General features: G+C 57.6%; 10 protein-coding genes. 2 read left to right on the forward strand and 8 right to left on the reverse strand.

Annotation, left to right across the window (positions count from 1 at the left end):
• The first annotated feature begins 42 nt into the window (after positions 1–42).
• Complete coding sequence (locus LTI14_RS01195; protein WP_241475393.1) at positions 43–519, forward strand: pyridoxamine 5'-phosphate oxidase family protein; 477 nt, start codon at positions 43–45, stop codon at positions 517–519.
• Positions 520–759: 240 nt separating this feature from the next.
• Here the strand turns inward: LTI14_RS01195 and LTI14_RS01200 are convergent, their stop codons facing one another.
• The 6 genes from LTI14_RS01200 to LTI14_RS01225 are packed head-to-tail and all read right to left on the reverse strand — an operon-like array spanning position 760 to position 11,782.
• Complete coding sequence (locus LTI14_RS01200; RefSeq protein WP_241475395.1) at positions 760–2,532, reverse strand: DUF262 domain-containing protein; 1,773 nt, start codon at positions 2,530–2,532, stop codon at positions 760–762.
• An 11-nt stretch (positions 2,533–2,543) separates the two neighbouring features.
• Positions 2,544–5,615, reverse strand: coding sequence for a type III restriction-modification system endonuclease (locus LTI14_RS01205; RefSeq protein ID WP_241475397.1), 3,072 nt, complete (start codon positions 5,613–5,615; stop codon positions 2,544–2,546).
• 5 nt (positions 5,616–5,620) lie between these two features.
• Positions 5,621–7,606 (reverse strand): site-specific DNA-methyltransferase, encoded by a 1,986-nt coding sequence (locus LTI14_RS01210; RefSeq protein WP_241475399.1) that lies wholly within the window; start codon positions 7,604–7,606, stop codon positions 5,621–5,623.
• Between the two features lie 18 nt (positions 7,607–7,624).
• On the reverse strand, positions 7,625–8,290 hold the full coding sequence (locus LTI14_RS01215; RefSeq protein WP_274615746.1) for a DUF4391 domain-containing protein: 666 nt from the start codon (positions 8,288–8,290) through the stop codon (positions 7,625–7,627).
• Positions 8,283–11,576, reverse strand: coding sequence for a helicase-related protein (locus LTI14_RS01220; protein WP_241475409.1), 3,294 nt, complete (start codon positions 11,574–11,576; stop codon positions 8,283–8,285). The genes LTI14_RS01215 and LTI14_RS01220 overlap by 8 nt, the downstream gene beginning before the upstream one ends.
• Positions 11,577–11,581: 5 nt before the next feature.
• Complete coding sequence (locus LTI14_RS01225) at positions 11,582–11,782, reverse strand: helix-turn-helix domain-containing protein (RefSeq protein ID WP_241475411.1); 201 nt, start codon at positions 11,780–11,782, stop codon at positions 11,582–11,584.
• A 745-nt stretch (positions 11,783–12,527) separates the two neighbouring features.
• On the opposite strand from LTI14_RS01225, the gene LTI14_RS01230 reads away from it, so the two are divergent.
• Positions 12,528–13,595 (forward strand): hypothetical protein, encoded by a 1,068-nt coding sequence (locus LTI14_RS01230; protein ID WP_241475412.1) that lies wholly within the window; start codon positions 12,528–12,530, stop codon positions 13,593–13,595.
• Positions 13,596–13,698: 103 nt separating this feature from the next.
• Here LTI14_RS01230 and LTI14_RS01235 read toward each other — a convergent pair whose 3' ends face one another.
• Together LTI14_RS01235 and LTI14_RS01240 are read right to left on the reverse strand one after the other, a co-directional pair.
• Positions 13,699–14,757 (reverse strand): PPK2 family polyphosphate kinase, encoded by a 1,059-nt coding sequence (locus LTI14_RS01235; RefSeq protein WP_241475414.1) that lies wholly within the window; start codon positions 14,755–14,757, stop codon positions 13,699–13,701.
• Positions 14,758–14,804: 47 nt separating this feature from the next.
• Complete coding sequence (locus tag LTI14_RS01240) at positions 14,805–15,695, reverse strand: polysaccharide deacetylase family protein (RefSeq protein ID WP_241475416.1); 891 nt, start codon at positions 15,693–15,695, stop codon at positions 14,805–14,807.
• Positions 15,696–15,711: the final 16 nt, after the last annotated feature.

Here is a 15,711-nt window from a genome sequence, read left to right on the forward strand (position 1 = left end):
AGACTGCGAACAAGACGCTCATACCCAACACAGGAGAACGATATGACTGACATGACTGCGAACGAGCTCGTCAAGAAGCTGAACAGCATCGGTACCTGCATGTTCACCACCGTGGACCAGAACCACCGGATCGTCTCCCGCCCGATGGGTGTCACCGAGATCGATGACCAGCACAAGTTCTGGTTCTTCACCCCGCTGAACTCTGACAAGGTCGAGGACATCATCGGTGAGGGCGAGGTCAACCTCAGCTTCGTGGATGCCCACACCTGGGTCTCCATCGCGGGCAGCGCCCAGGTGATCGCTGATCTCGAGCGCAAGAAGGAGCTGTGGGATCTCGGTCCCAAGGCCTACTTCGAGGGCGGCCCTGAGGATCCCAACGCCGTATTGATCGAGGTGACCCCGGAGACCGCCCAGTACTGGGAGGGACCCGGCAAGGCTGCCGCCCTCGTGAAGATGGCGAAGGCTTCGCTCTCCTCAGAGACCCCGAACATGGGTGACCAGGGGCGCGTGGAGCTGTAGACATTCACGTATCGATGAGGGGCGGGAACTTCGGTTCCTCGCCCCTCCATCTTGCCCAGACAGCTCACGCAGCCGAGCTTCAATTTCCGGTCTGTAACGACTGGCACGCTTGAAATAATCGCCGGTTGGGGACCTTCCCAAGATCTCGTCTGAACGGTCCCGCATTCTCCTCGCAGAAGCAAGGTCTCCTCAATCACTTGCTTGGCGACCTAGTCGAAGCCCACGGGTGACTCTGACGTTTCACTCCTCCGGAAGAATGGCGTCAGCGGATGTCCCGAGCGCCTTCACAAGCCTGTGCCGTACTCGCGCCTTACGGTGCTCAAAGAATGTGAGGAAGTTGGCAAGGTCGATCGGAAGCCCATCGAGATCGTTCTCTTCTAGGTAAGTCGTGCGCCTTTCCTCAGACGGAAACGCCGTCGCGATCCAATCAACGGGCAGCGCATCCTGTTTCTCGATATTAGCTGTACCCGCCAGCAATTGAAGGTTCGGCAGGAGGTTGAAGGCCTCCATGTAGTCGTCGATCCTGTCCGGATCAACACCTGCCGCGACGAGTTTTTTCTTGGTGAATCGCGACTTGGGAAAAATGTGGTCCTCATGAAACTTCTTACCTAGGTCCAGTCCAGGGTAAAGCACGGAGAGCACTGAGAAAGTGCGTTGCCCTGCGTACTTGAGATTTAACAACTCGTCGACTTCTGCAGCATCGAACGACAGGCTCTTGCCCGCCGACGACATCGCCGTCTCAACGTCGGTGACTGGAAAACCAGTTGTCTCGCAGGCGGTTAGCGCTGCACGGATGCGCGTAAGGGTCGTGTCGAGTCCAGAACCCCAAATGCCGCGTTTGATGAGCGACCGCGTGACCCACCTCTGGAGCGCCAAACGGTCGGCCGCGTCCGCGGTAGAGTCGAGATAGGAGTCACCGGCGCCTCGCAGGTGGAGGTAGTGGGCGATCGGCACGATGACGCTGTTTGCGGTGAGGTTGCGTTCGTTGTAACCAAATTGCTGCAGCAGGGTTGCCGCGCGCAAAAGCGCGTTCTTGATTTGTGGCCAGGCGGACTCAACTTTGGCCATATTTGCTTGCGTAAAGTTGGCCACCTTGAACCGAACGTCCACATCAGCGATGGTCAATGCGGTTTTAAGGACGACATCCTTGGAGAACGAGAACTGGCGACCAGCATTCCCATTGAGGTCACTCACAAGCGAGCGGACCTCTTCTCGGGCATCGAGTTCTCTCCACTGATTGGTGGCCATTGATAGCAGCAGGTCAGAGTAAGAAAGTGTCGTCCCGCCGCTGTTCACCCTGACGAAGATTTCTAGCACCTTATCTGGGTCCTGGTCAGTCACCAGAAAATAGTTCATAGGCTTAAGGATGCGAACCGCCTCGTAGAGATCGTACATTCGCTGGAACGCGTCCCCAGAGCCGGAGATATTACGCCGCTCCAACTCCTTCATGATCGCTGGACCCGAGTTCGTGAGATCGAGCACGGCACCGACCCGGAACCACTTATCTTCGCCACCCCCCTGGACTGAAGCCTCCTTATCCGTTAGGAAACGCAAGTCGTACTTCAGGCCAAGATCTTCTTCATCGGAGTCATCGATGAGGTTGAGATAAAGCCGCTTCACTGGGAACGCGTCAGCGTTGTTCCACCAAGCGTACTTCTTCTTCTCGGCGAAGCTGCCGTACAGGGCGATGTTGAGGGAGGTCAGACGCTGCTGACCATCAAGCACAGCTGTAGTCCCGCTGCCCGACGTGACCGTGGCCCTGTCGGCGAACGGGTTGTCCCGCTCGTGGTAATTCGTCAGGAACTCGTAGAACGTGTAGGACTGCGCAGTTTCCGGTTTGACGTCCCAGAGCAGGAACGAACCAACGGGGTACCCACGCATGAGGCTATCGACGAGCTTCGTGATTTGGTCAACGCCCCAAACAAACTCACGTTGAATCGCAGGCATTAGATACTCACGCCTGTGGATGGCGGTGAGCATCTCCTCGATACTTCGCGGGGTCTGGAAAGACATGTTGATCTCCCTTACGCGGTCACGAGCTGCATCAGCTCGGTGTAGTCGGTGACGACGTCGTAGGTGACGTCTTGGCCGTTCTTCTCACTGATGGACGCGAAGAACTTGCGTGCGCACTCAATCTTGGCGTCCTCGACTCCTTTGAGCTCGAGGGTCGAAAGAGAGCCCTTGGTTTCAGCAACGAAGTAGACGTGCCTGACGCTGCCCTCTGTGAACGCGATCGCCCAGTCGGGGTTGTAATTACCCACCGGAGTTGGGATGTAGAACCCGCGCGGGAGCTTCGCGTAAACAGCGACCTCCGTACTTGTGTCCAGCTCGGTAACGAACGCGCGCTCAATCTTCGAGTCGGTCACTACGAAGTCGTAGACGTGCTTCTTGAGCTTGGCACCCGCCTTACTGAAGTCCTGTGCCGATTGATTCTCGGTGAAGATCGCTGATTCGAACCGATCCTCCAGCGTGTCGTACGCCAGGTGCTCGACGATGACTGTCGCCTTTTGCTCGTTAATCAGCCTCGCAGCCTCGGTGATGAACTGCTCCGGGTTGAGCTGGTACTTCGCGAACGTGATCGGCGTCACGCCTCGCAAGATCGCGGCAACCGTACGACGGGTGAGCTGGGTCTTCTCGGTGATCTCACCAAGCAAGTCGTACTTCACTTGTGATCCCGCACTGACGGTCTGAGTGTGAGTCTGCGTGGATGACACCGTGAATCCCGAGCCGCCCGCGAGGTCGTCGACCCCCAACTTCTCGCGCTGCTGCCCTGCTTGGACGACATACTGCATCGCGGCGACGCTCAAGTGCTTATCGAGATGGTCAGCTGATTTGCGGATCAACTGATCGGAGTCGAACTCGACTTGGTAGATCGCCTTCTGGTTGATCCGACCCCAGAGAGCCTGGAACTCCTTCTTGGCAAAGTTTGCTTCGTTGAGCGGGATCTTCTTCGGCTTGCGGTCGTCAGTGATCTCCGGCACCGCGACGTATAGAGCGTCAACTAGTTCGGCAACCTGGTAAAAGTAAGGTTGCAATGACGCCGGCATCTCAGGCAATTCGGCCCGCGCGATCCACTTTTCAGTGAGGTGCTGCTCATAATCGATAAAAGCATTAATCGTCAGCCAGTGCTGGAGTTGTTTTGCCTCGTCTAGCGTGATCACGTGAAGGGTCCCGGTTGGAACATCATTAACAATCTTGCCGACGAAGTACTCGGGGGTCGCCTTTCGTGGGCGGGCAGCTAAGGACTCCGAAATCTCCTTCTGAAGCCCGACAACGAAGTCGGTGTACGACTCGTCGGTGACCACCGTCAACTCGTTGATGTCATGAACGGTGGCGGGGTTGTCCATGCGGATACCCTGCTGGTCGACGGCCAGGCGTAGACCCCGGCCGATCTCTTGGCGGCGAGAGACAGTATTGTCGCTCTTCTTGAGCATGCCCATGACGAACACATTGGGGTTGTCCCAGCCCTCGCGTAGCGCGGAGTGGGAGAAGATGAACCGGACTGGTTCAGTGAACGAAAGCAGTCGCTCCTTGTTCTTCAGGATCAGGTCGTACGCATCAATGTCGTTCGACTGGCCCTTGTCGTCACCACGGCCGGAGACACTGCCATCAACTTGATGCTTGGATTTCTTGTCAATTGAGAAGTATCCCTCGTGTATCCGTCGGACCTCATCGCGCCGCAAGTACTGCTGGAACTCCCCGGTCAAGTCATCGATCGCTAGCTCGCCGAGCACCTCGTCGCGGATCGCAACGAACTCCTCCTCGAATGCTCGGGCGTACTCACCGAGGGTGTCTTCACGGCTGTAGTCGCGGTACTTGGCAACCTCGTCAATGAAGAACAGGGAGAGTACCTTGACGCCCTGGCTGAACAGCTCGCGCTCTTTGTCGAGATGCGCACGGATGACCTCACGAATCTGGATGCGCCGCTTCGTCTCCTCCGTAGCGTCGCGGTCGGCGAGCTGCCCAGCGATGACGACGTCACCGTTGCTCAACTCGATCACGTCCCGGTTCGCGTCGATCTCGGTGATGAACAAACCCTTGTAAGCCCCAATGCCGTTCGATATGTCATGTAGGTTCGCTCCGACGTCGAGGCGCTTGACCCGACGTTTGATGCCAGTCTGGGTCTGCACTTCAATCTCGATCCGAGCACGGGGCTTCGCACCTTTGGCAATCTCGATCGCGTCCAGGTAAAGGTATGCGGTGGATCCGGCCAGACCCTTTACCGTGATGCCTCGCGCAGCAATTTTCTTGACAAGTCTATGGTTGTAAGCATCCAAGGCATCGAGCCGGTGCACTTTCGTGTGCTCCACCTTGTGGGTGGCCGAGTAGCGCAACATCATGAGGCCGTGGAAGCGCGCGAGCGCATCGAGGGACTTCGCAGCACCAATCTTCTGCGGCTCGTCAATGATCACGATAGGTCGGTTCGCGGCGACCACGTCGATAGGACGTCGCGACTGGAAGTCATCGAGCACGTCGTAGATGCGACGGTTATCTTTACCTGTCGCATTGAATGCCTGAATATTGATGATCATCACCTGAACTCCGGCATCGGAGCTGAAACGCTCAATCTCGTGTAATTGGGAGGAATTATAGATAAACGTTCGAGGCTTCGTTCCATAGAGCTGTTGAAAATGCTCGGAAGTAACGTCAAACGATTTCTTGACGCCCTCACGGATCGCAACCGAGGGCACCACGATGATGTATTTCGACCAGCCGTACCGCTTGTGAAGCTCCAAAATGGTCTTGGTGTAGACGTAGGTTTTCCCGGTTCCTGTCTCCATTTCTATGTCCAGGTTCGGGGCACCCGGAGCAGCCTTGCTGTCAAGGAGCTTGGTCGAAAGTGGCAGTTTGCGAGACCGCTGGATCTTATGGACGTTCTCCAATAGCTGCGCAACGGAGAGTTCGATGTCTGCGTTCCGAAAACCAGAGTCAGGCGTATCGTTAGTGTCGAACAGAGTCGGGTTCGAGGTGGGCGTCACCCTACCTGGGTCGATTCGATAGGAGAGGCCGTCATTCTTGCGCTGGCCCTCGAAGACCTCCACAACCGAGTCGACAGCGTCGGTCTGATACTGCTGAACCTTGAACTGTAGTTTCATTTTGGTCAGACCGCCTTTACGTCCGTCGCCGGAGACACCTGGCGGAAAACCTGCTCCGCATTGATCCGCGCAGCATCAGACACGAAGCCGGAGTCGCGGAACACGACACGCAGCGGTTGGCGCTTCGCGATCGCGTGCACAAGCTCCGGAGTCACCTCGCCGTCGAAGCACGCGATCAATGCGCCGTCCTCGACCATGAAAACCTGACGACCGTCGATCCGTTCGACACTGACAGCCATTGTGAGGTCGAGCCCCCAGTCGAGCAGCACCTGGAAGAGAAGGTCCTCACTGGAGCGACCACCTTTGACGCTACCCTCAAGGTGGTCAAGCACAACCTGATCCGTGTCGTCCGGAGTGCGGAGCACATCCGCCATGTTGGTGGTGTCCACCTTCAGGGACCGGAAGCCGACATCTGAGTTGGGGGCGATCTCGCGCGTCTTTTTACCTGCGAGGCGAAGACGCTCTTTGCCAATCTCGGCAACCGTTGCCGGCCTTTCGTTCATTGTGAGCATCTTGATCGCGTTAGTGGTGATCTGCTTGGCCGCCCCCTTGGCAGTTTTGAGCGACGCATTAAGGTCCTCAGCCACCTGTATACCAATGAAATGAGCGTCGGATTCGGTCGCGAGATTGAGTTCCCACACCGCTTGGAGGGCCGAGCCCGATCCTGCGAACATGTCGAGCACAACATCGCCAGTCCGGACTCCAACTGCCTTGTAGATATCCCGTAGAAGCAGCTCATCCTTGGGGTTCGTAAAGACTTTTTCCCCAAAAAGACGCTGGAGCCGCTTGGATGCTGCCCGTCCATCGACGTATCGAACACTCGTCAGGCTCTGGTACTCGGTGCTGGCGAGATAAGTCTTGAGATTCGGAACTGTCGTGTGATCGGGCCCGAAGTGGATACGATTTTCAGCGATCCTATGATCCATCGAGTTTTTCGGAAAGACCCACCCGCGTGCGGGTGCCTTACATGGCTGACCTGTTGCCGGGTGAAGAACGTCATAGACATACTGGCCGTCGTTCGGGCCAGAGATATTGTCAGCGAAATAGATCCCTCGCTCGTCCATGCGGTTGTAATGTTTGCTTCCATAAACAGGATCCGACGGCGGGAAGCCTTTGTACCACGCCTTGGCTGCTTCATGGATCCCGCACCAATCATCTCCGAAACTCTTGCGGAATCCATCGAAGGCCGAGTAGATACGGTCCAAACCCGCCTTTTTTTCAGTCCAATCTCCCGTATTTACGGACTTGTTTTTCACGAAAAAAACGACGTACTCGTGTTGCATAGAGACATACCGCTGATCACTTCGACTGCTGTTCTTGAGGGCGATCTCACCAACGTAGGCGTCTGTTCCTAGCACCTCTGTGCCGAGCGAAACGAGATTTGCGTGTTCGTTTTCGTCGATGGAGACAACGAGGACTCCGTCGTCGGACAGCAAATTGCGTGCCAGTTTGAGGCGGGGATACATCAGAGTGAGCCAGTTCGAGTGATACCGTCCGTTCGCCTTTGGATTCGATACAAGCGGAATACCCTCTCCACTCATCTGTCCCGAACGCTGAAGTTCTTCTTCTTTGGTCGTGGCGAACGAGTCGGCATACACGAAATCATTGCCCGTGTTGTATGGCGGGTCTATGTAAATCAGCTTTACCTTGCCCAGGTAAGACTCCTGAAGAAGTTTGAGCGCGTCTAGGTTGTCGCCTTCAATGAATAGATTCTTGGTTAAATCAAAATCGATCGACTCTTCGCGCACAGGGCGCAGGGTCTTAGCGATTGGCGCGTTTGCTGCAAATGCTGCTGCGCGCTTGCCCGGCCAGTCGAGCCGGTATCTCTCCTGTTCTCCCTCAACGACGTGGCCTGAGAGCTCTTGGCGCAACATGTCGAAGTCGACGGCCATCTTGACGTTGCCATCGACGTCGAAAGACTCGGTGATTACGTTCGGGAACAACTCGGCGAGCCTGTCAATGTTGGCTTCGGTCAGATCTGGCGACGTCATTCGTAGTTTCTCCACGGGTTACCTCTGCTGTTCGAGTTCTTGTTGTCTAGCCTTGAGGGTGCGGCGTAGCGCGATCTTGCGGTTGAGCTGCTGCTCGGTGCGGAGCTTGCCCTCCAAAGCGGTGATCTCGCGTTCGAGCTTCCTCACGGTTGCCAGCCTGTCGGCAACCTCTGACGTCTCCTCACCGGGCCGCATCGTCACCGGAGTTAGCGGCTCCAGGATCGCTGCGTAGAGGGCGGGAAGGGTGATGGCTGTGGGGAGCGACTGCCGTTCTACGGCAGCATGGAGCCATTTGGTCGAGTAATAGGTGCTGAGCTTCGGAGCGCCCGAACCGAGCTGCTTGTGCGCAGCGACCATCCGTACTTTCGGTTCGCCTGCGCCTGCGCGCGTGATCTCAAAAATAATCGGATAATGAATGACCTTGTCGATCGCAGACAGCACTTGATCGGCGACGTTGCCGGTCTTGGTGTGAATCTGAAAGACCTGAATCTCGGACACGCTCGTGTTGCCAGGGAGATTGATGGTGGATTCAGCAAGCTTGTAGGCCCAGGTAATGCGCTGGACCTCTGCCACAAACTTCTCACGCACGGCGGTGCTGACATTGCCGTACTCGTAGAACTTCTCCTTGGGCACACGGCTGCCTAATTGCGCTGCGACGGGCCACTTGTATAGCAGATCAACCATTGGTCTCGATCCCGGCAGACGCGTCCACAATGGCGACGAACGCGATCAGCTCGAAATCGTCGAGCCCTGCGATGGTCTGGGTCAGCGCGCTGGTTTTTCCGGCAGTGAAGAGACTGTCGATGTCGCGTTCCTCTGTGACGTCGATCATCGAGTGAATCGCGTCTGTCAGCAGCCCGGAGTATTTCCTCATCTGAGCACCCTCATGCGTTGCTGCGTTGAACGCGTGCACGACCTCAGAGATTGGCTCGTCGTAGGGGCGACATCCGGCGCGGAGCAGGTCGAGCAGGTGCTTGGCCTCGGTGTGGTCGGCAATAACGTTGCCTTCGTCGTCCAGGTAGACAAGATAATGCGGGTGGAGCCGATTGCCACGGTTGCCGCTCTTGCCTGCGACCGTAGCATCCTCCGCGTTCACGCTGCGCAGCGCAAAGATCACCCCCGGCTTCAGGCCCTTCGCAGCGTCCGCAGGAACGACGGCATGCAGGCCCTTTGGTACGCCTGCGAGATCTCCGTTGTCCTTGATGTAGCCAAGCAGGTCCATCCGGAAGTCATTGAGCCCGAGATCAGTGATCGAGACACCGGTGCGCACGTCTTCAAGCTCAATGACCTCATCCTGGAGCTTTCGGAGCTGTTCTTTGCGGAACGCCGCATCAGAGTTTTCCAGGCTGAGGACGTTGTCATCGGCGGTACCTGCCACGTCAGCGATGACCATGCGGTTCTCGACCCGCTCTTTGAGGTTTATGTACTCGTCGAGGGAGATGTCGGGCCAGAAGTTAACCAGCTGAATCTGAGCATTGGTTGATCCGATGCGGTCGATACGCCCAAACCGCTGGATGATCCGCACCGGATTCCAGTGGATATCGTAGTTGATCAGAAAGTCGCAGTCCTGGAGGTTTTGCCCTTCGCTGATGACATCCGTGCCAATGAGGACGTCCAATTCGCGCGTCTCTTTCGGCATGGTGAGGTGCCGTTGCTTCGACTTTGGCGAGAACATCGCCATGACCTGTTGGAAGTCGAATCCGGTTCCGAGCGTGGCCTTGGCGCAGTGGCTGCCGCCGGTGATGACGGCCGTCTCCAATCCGGCATTGGCGAGCATCGGGGCGAGCTCGCGGTAGAGGTAGTTCGCGGTGTCAGCGAATGCCGAAAAGACAAGAACCTTGCGGTTGCCAGGGTTGATCGGGTGTGCGACCTTCTCGGTGATTAGTTGCTTGATTCTCTGGAGTTTCAGGTCGTAGGCCGGAGTGACCTTGCGAATCTCATCAAGCAGTTCTCGAAGAGTCTCACGATCGTTCCAGAGGTCCCGCTGCCAGGACTCGATGTCAACGTCGTCGAGGTCGATCTCGATCTTCTCGCCGAACGAAATGGCCTCGATGTTTGCATCGTCTTCATCATCGAGATCGAAGTCAAGCCCTGTGAGATCCGTGCTCGAATCAGCGAGCGCTCCTGCGTGAGAATCAAGACGCCGCAAGGTGCGGTCCACTGACTCCTCGATCTTGCTTACGGTCAGGCGGAAGGCTTCGACTGAACTCTCCAGTCGTTTGAGAAGGTTCACCGTCATGAGCTTCTTCAGACCTTGTTCGCGTCCAGCCTGGCCAAGGTTTGATCGGGCACTGCCGGTTGTGACGTTGTAGAGAGCCTCGTACTTGCCCATCCGACTTTGAAATACGTAAGCCAACGGAGTGTACACGGCAAGGGTGAGCGCTTGGAGTTGCTCGAAGATCTCGTTGAAGTCCGGCACATCTGCCAGGTCAGTGAGCGGTGCGCGGATCGAGAGCGGTGGGAGCCGTTCGGGAAAGGCTCCAATCTCAGTAGTGTCGTAAAACGCCTGGATGTGCTTTCGCGAGCGGGCAATCGTCACCGCGTCGAGTAACTCAAAGAAGTCGAAGTCGAGCATCTTCAGGATGCGATCGGTGGTTCGCTCTTGAGGGTCGAGTTTGGACCATTCATTGAATACCCGTTGCGCGTCGCTGAAGACTTTCTCTACAGTGGTAGAGAGGTTCAGATGCTGGGCGAGGTTCTCCGACTCTCCTTCGTAGGCGAGTTGGAGCTGGTTCTTCAAGTCGTTGAAGCGGTTGTTGACCGGGGTCGCCGAGAGCATCAGCACCTTGGTCTTTACACCCTCCCGGACAACTTTTTGCATGAGCCGTTGGTAGCGAGATTCCTTTTCCTCGGCGTAATCCGCGTTGCGAAAGTTGTGCGACTCATCGATGACGACCAAGTCATAGTTGCCCCAGTTGATCCGATCCAGTCTCAAGCCGAGCGATTCTCCGCGTGTGCGGGAGAGGTCGGTGTGGGCCAGCACATCGTAATTAAATCGATCAGACGCAAAAATGTTCGTCGTGAGGTTTGCGTTGTAGTTTGTCCAGTTCTCGGAAAGCTTCTTCGGAGCAAGCACGAGCACTGACTTGTTGCGCAGCTCGTAGTACTTGATCACCGCAAGTGCTGTGAAGGTCTTACCCAGACCGACACTGTCGGCGAGTATGCAGCCGTTGTAGGTCTCCAGCTTGTTGATGATCCCGGTTGCCGCATCGCGCTGGAAATTGTAGAGGCTCTGCCAAACCTTGGTGTCTTGATAGCCAGTGCGATCGTTCGGCAGGACATCTTCGTTTATGTCGTCCAAGAACTCCGCAAACAGGTTGTAAAGGACTAGGAAGTAGATGCGTGCTGGGGCATTTTCCGCATAGACGCTGGCAATGTGGTCATGGACAGTTTGAGTCACATCGTCCAGCTGATCGGGATTATGCCAGATTTGGTCAAACAGCTGGAGGTACTGAGACGTCATCGGAGCCTCATCAACGCGTTGCACCATGTTCGATACCGCGTTGCCCCGCTCGTAGCCGAGGTCGGCTGTGGTAAATCCTTGCAGAGACGTGTAAGCAGCGCTGTCGCCAACGACTGCGAACTGCTGCATTTGGCTACTGGTCGCGTTCGAACGGAACGTGACCTTGCGTCGCACCCAATCTGCACATTCCTTCGCTACTGCGCGCTGGGTGAGTTGGTTACGCAACCTAATCTCAAACTCAGACCCAGACAGACTCGACTCGGCGTGCCCATCTGGGATGAAGAACTCGCGACGCTCCTTACGGAGCTTGTCTGTCATCTTCTCCGTAACGAACGCTGGAGTCGTGAATATGAACTCCAGCTCAGAAACCCGTTCTAACTCCTGACGGAGTGCCTCGAACGCGAAGATCGAGAACGTCGAAGCGGCGATACGAACTTTGGACCCTCGTGTGATCTCATTCTTGAGATCATCTCCAAGGAGGTCCGTGACGTTATTGATGATGCGCAAGCTTGTTATCCCTCCGCCCCGTCAACCAGATTTCCAGTCGCGGAACCGCCTGTAATCCAGTAGTCGACCTCGCTAGCCCGGAACTCCCACGGGCGACCGATCTTATGGGCAGGCATACCCTTGTCAGTGATCCATGTGTAGACGGTGTCCTTAGTGACGCCGAGGTGGACAGCGATATCGTCAGCTGACAGCCATGGCTCGGTCACACCAGCCCTCCATCTCGGCCCGTTTAGGTCGACAATGCTGACGATACCGGATTTGTGCCTTTGGAGCAGGGTTTATGAGGGCGTGGTCGAGGGACTCTGCGCGCCCAGGCGATCCAGTTCAGCACTCTGGAAGCCATGTGCGAAGTGTTTGAATGCCTGCCTAGTGACTTCATCGAGTGGCTGGAGTAAGGAACACCCGGGTGCATGGCACCGATGTACTCCTGATCCGAGCTGGCTCGCCGGGCTGCGTGTGGCAACCCTTTTGGCCGAGCGCGGGTATTCGGTGCCCTGAGAGGATACGCAGGCGGTGCGCTGCGCCGGAAGTTCACCGGGCGGTTGATGATGCGACATGCGCTGGCGCAGGTGAAGCGCCCAGGGCTAGCGAGCGCCGGTTTCGAAGTGCTGCGGATGTTCTTCCGAGACCATTCGTTCCCCGACCCTCCCGAAATTCTTAACTTGGTTCGGGCTCTTGGTCCAACACTGACATCCGAAGATACTGCGTCCCAAGTTCGATGTCGCATCGTTTCAGGACTCCATGGACTCATCCATGTCTCTTCCACTCGATCGATCGGAAGCGTTCTCACTGTTCGAGCGGGATTGGTAAATAGGTAATCATATTCAGGATACATTCACCCTGGTCGCAGATAAAAAACCTTGGTCCCTCCCGAGTGACCAGGTAGTTTACGTTTTAGGGATCCGTCGAGTCGGTATATTAAGTAGGCCGACATCAAGCGAAAGAGAACCTTTGACCCATCCCGACCGTATCGAGCACGAGTCCCAAGGTGCTGACATTGCCGCATCCACGATTAACGGTGGTGTGGCTGAGTGGGCCCTTCTCGTCGATATCGCTCAAGTCATCACAGCAATCAGCGCAGTTATTGCCGTCATCGTTGCAACGTGGCTAGGACTGAAGGCGATCAGGGTCGCCAAGGCCGACAACGGCCAGGCCCAACAGGAGTTTCTTTACAACCAGGTCGACAGCGTGCTGGATGCCGCGCTGACGCTAGTCTCCGGGGCGAGCGACCTCGAGACTGACCCCGCATTTGAAACCAATCAGGGCCAGCGCTCGCTCAGGCGAAGCGCAGAGGGCTTCCGGTCCCGACTGCGGGTACTTAAGGCCCTGAGGCTGATCCCGGCGGAGCGCGAGGTCGCCAACGAGTTGCAGCAGTTCGCTGATGTCTTAGCCAAGGTTGGGCTCGCACGGCAACGGCTTATGCGCGAAGGACGCGGTGTCCTACTGCAGACCGTCTTCGACGATACGGACGACGCCACCTCTCGACTCTTGGCCCACCTAACGAAGCGAGTGCACGCGAGTGTGGCCGGCGTAGACGACATGGGGAATGAGATCCCGGCCGAAGACGGTCATGGATTCTCAGAAGTGTCTGACGGGTCACCAAGCGTGGCTGCAAGACTCCGCGAAGATCTTGCACGCAGCGACTGGGAGCCTACCGTCAATGAATCAATGAGATTGATGATGCCATGGGTACTGGTCGAGCTCGGATGGTGGTGCGTCCAGTGCGACGAGATCGGCACACCACAGTGGCTGATGGAAGATGATACCTATTCTGGCCAACACGTCGATCAGGAGAAACAGGTGGTGGTCACGCCACCAAGACCCCAGCAGGCAGCAGAGGATTGGCTCGATGAGTGGCCGCAGCGCTTCTGGAACTGGGACTTGAATGGGTTCTGGAAGCTCTCGCCGGAAGAGCTCGCCGATGAGCTGCTGAAAGACCTCAGCGCGGAATTTCTCGACCGTCTATTGAGTCTCATCGCAGACCTTCGAGAAGGTCTGCCGGAGGTAGTGCTCAAATAAGGAGGGGACGAGATCTGTCACAGGGCGGGTGAACGCCTTGTGGATGTGGAGGATCCTGAACTCACCTTGACAAGCGTCCTTGAACTCGTGGAGCGAGTCGGCCTCACGACTCCAACAGCCGCTTCCGCTCCGTCTCCACGTCGTAGTCCGCGGCAGGCCAGCGCAGCTTCAGGTCCGAGAGCGCCGCGATCAGCAGCTCCTGGACCGCAAGTCGGGAGTACCACTTCCGGTCCGCTCCGATCACATGCCAGGGCGCGTGGTCGGCGTCAGTGGCTTCCATAAGGCGAGAGTAGACCTCCTGGTAGAGGTCAAACTCGGCCCGGGCGTCGGCGTCGGAGGGGTCGTACTTCCAGTGCTTCTCCTTGCGGTCCAGCCGGGAGACCAGCCGGTCCAGCTGCTCCTCCTGGGAGATGGTGAGCTTGATCTTGATGATCACGAAGCCCAACCGGACCAGTTCGCGCTCGAAGAGCATCAGCGCCTCGGTGCGGCGCTCGAGCTCCTCCGCGCTTTCGCTGCCGAGGATGGTGGGCACCAGCACGTCCTCGTAGTGGGAACGGTCGAAGACCCCCACATGCCCGGGGCGTGGGAGCCTGCGGATGATGCGCTCCAGGTAGTGCTCGCGACTCTCCGCTGCGGTGGGCTTGCCGAACCCGGCCACGTCCACACCCATCGGGTCCATGGAGGTCACGACCTGCTTGACCACCCCGCCCTTGCCGGAGGCGTCCATGCCCTGCAGCACCAGCAAGATCCTGGGCCCCCGCGCCAGGTTGCTGAGCGCCTTCTCCACCTCGGGTGAGAACAGCTCCTCCCGACGGGCCTTCTCCGCAGGTGTTCGCCGAGGTACTCGGCCGGCGATGGCCTTGGCCACCTCGCGCTGGTCCTCTTCAGACGCTGAGACGACATGTGCCCACATCAGCTCCTGCAGGTCGGCCAGCATCTCGGCGCGTTCATCGAGCGCGTCCTCACCGTCGTCCTTCTTGCCCTTGAACCCGACCTTCTCGCGGGTGGGTGCATCTGCAAGTGAGAACGGGGACGGGTATTGGTTCACCCGCCAGAGCTTGCGGGGGTCGCCCTCGAACGGGGTCTTCTTCGCACCCTTGGGTCCGCGGACGCCGTCCAGGGGGACATCGAGCCGGTGGGCATTCTTCTCATTCTTGGACACGGTGTCTCCTTGTGGCAGATGCAGCGGCGGGTTCAGGGGCAGGAAGGTCAGTCGGTTGTGCGCGGTGAGCGGCGGATGAAGTCATCGGCGATGTCATTGAACTGCGCCCACTTCACGCCTTCGTGGGAGTTGATGTGTTCGATCAGCCGCTCCAGCATCAGCAATACCTGCGGGCGTCCGGAGACGTCGGGGTGGATGGTGATGGTGAAGACCGCGTAGTCGCTCTCCCGGTAGACCCAGTCGAACTGGTCGCGCCAGATCTCCTCGAGCTGGCGCGGGTTCACGAAGCCGTGGCTGTTGGGGCTGGACTTGATGAACATCATCGGCGGCAGGTCATCGAGGTACCAGGAGGCGGGAATCTCTACCAGGTCGGTCTCCTCGCCGCGGATCAGGGGCTTCATCCAGGAGCTGGCGGGCTTGTCGTAGTCGATCTTCGAGTGCTCCCAGCTGTCCCCGACGCGCACGTAGTAGGGCTCGAAGTCCCGGTGCATCAGCGAGTGGTCATACTTGATGCCCTGCTCCAGCAGGAGCTCGTTGGTGACCGTGGAGAACTCCCACCAGGGCGCCACATAGCCGGTGGGGCGGCGGCCGGCGCGCTTCTCGATCAGGTCGATGCAGTAGGTCAGGATCTCGGTCTCCTGCTCCCGGGTCATCGCGATCGGGTTCTCGTGGCTGTAGCCGTGGACTCCGATCTCGTGTCCTGCGGCGACCACCTGATCGAACTGCTCGGGGAAGGTCTCGATGGAGTGACCTGGCCAGAACCAGGTGGAAGGAAGGTCATATTTCGCCAGCAGGTTGTTCAGCCGGGGCACCCCGACCTCACCGGCGAACATACCGCGGGAGATGTCACCCGGGGAGTCCTCGCCGCCATAGGAGCCGAGCCAGCCGCCGACCGCGTCGACGTCGATGCCCAGTGCTACGTAGATCTCTTTGGCCATGATGTGAGTACCTCTT

Origin of the sequence: Nesterenkonia sp. YGD6 (assembly GCF_022565895.1) — a bacterium.
GTDB lineage: Bacteria > Actinomycetota > Actinomycetes > Actinomycetales > Micrococcaceae > Nesterenkonia.

Coding starts and splice junctions, on each gene's coding strand:
- LTI14_RS01195 (WP_241475393.1), top strand. CDS start 43: ATGACTGACATGACTGCGAACGAGCTCGTCAAGAAGCTGAACAGCATC.
- LTI14_RS01200 (WP_241475395.1), bottom strand. CDS start 2,532: ATGTCTTTCCAGACCCCGCGAAGTATCGAGGAGATGCTCACCGCCATC.
- LTI14_RS01205 (WP_241475397.1), bottom strand. CDS start 5,615: ATGAAACTACAGTTCAAGGTTCAGCAGTATCAGACCGACGCTGTCGAC.
- LTI14_RS01210 (WP_241475399.1), bottom strand. CDS start 7,606: ATGACGTCGCCAGATCTGACCGAAGCCAACATTGACAGGCTCGCCGAG.
- LTI14_RS01215 (WP_274615746.1), bottom strand. CDS start 8,290: ATGGTTGATCTGCTATACAAGTGGCCCGTCGCAGCGCAATTAGGCAGC.
- LTI14_RS01240 (WP_241475416.1), bottom strand. CDS start 15,695: ATGGCCAAAGAGATCTACGTAGCACTGGGCATCGACGTCGACGCGGTC.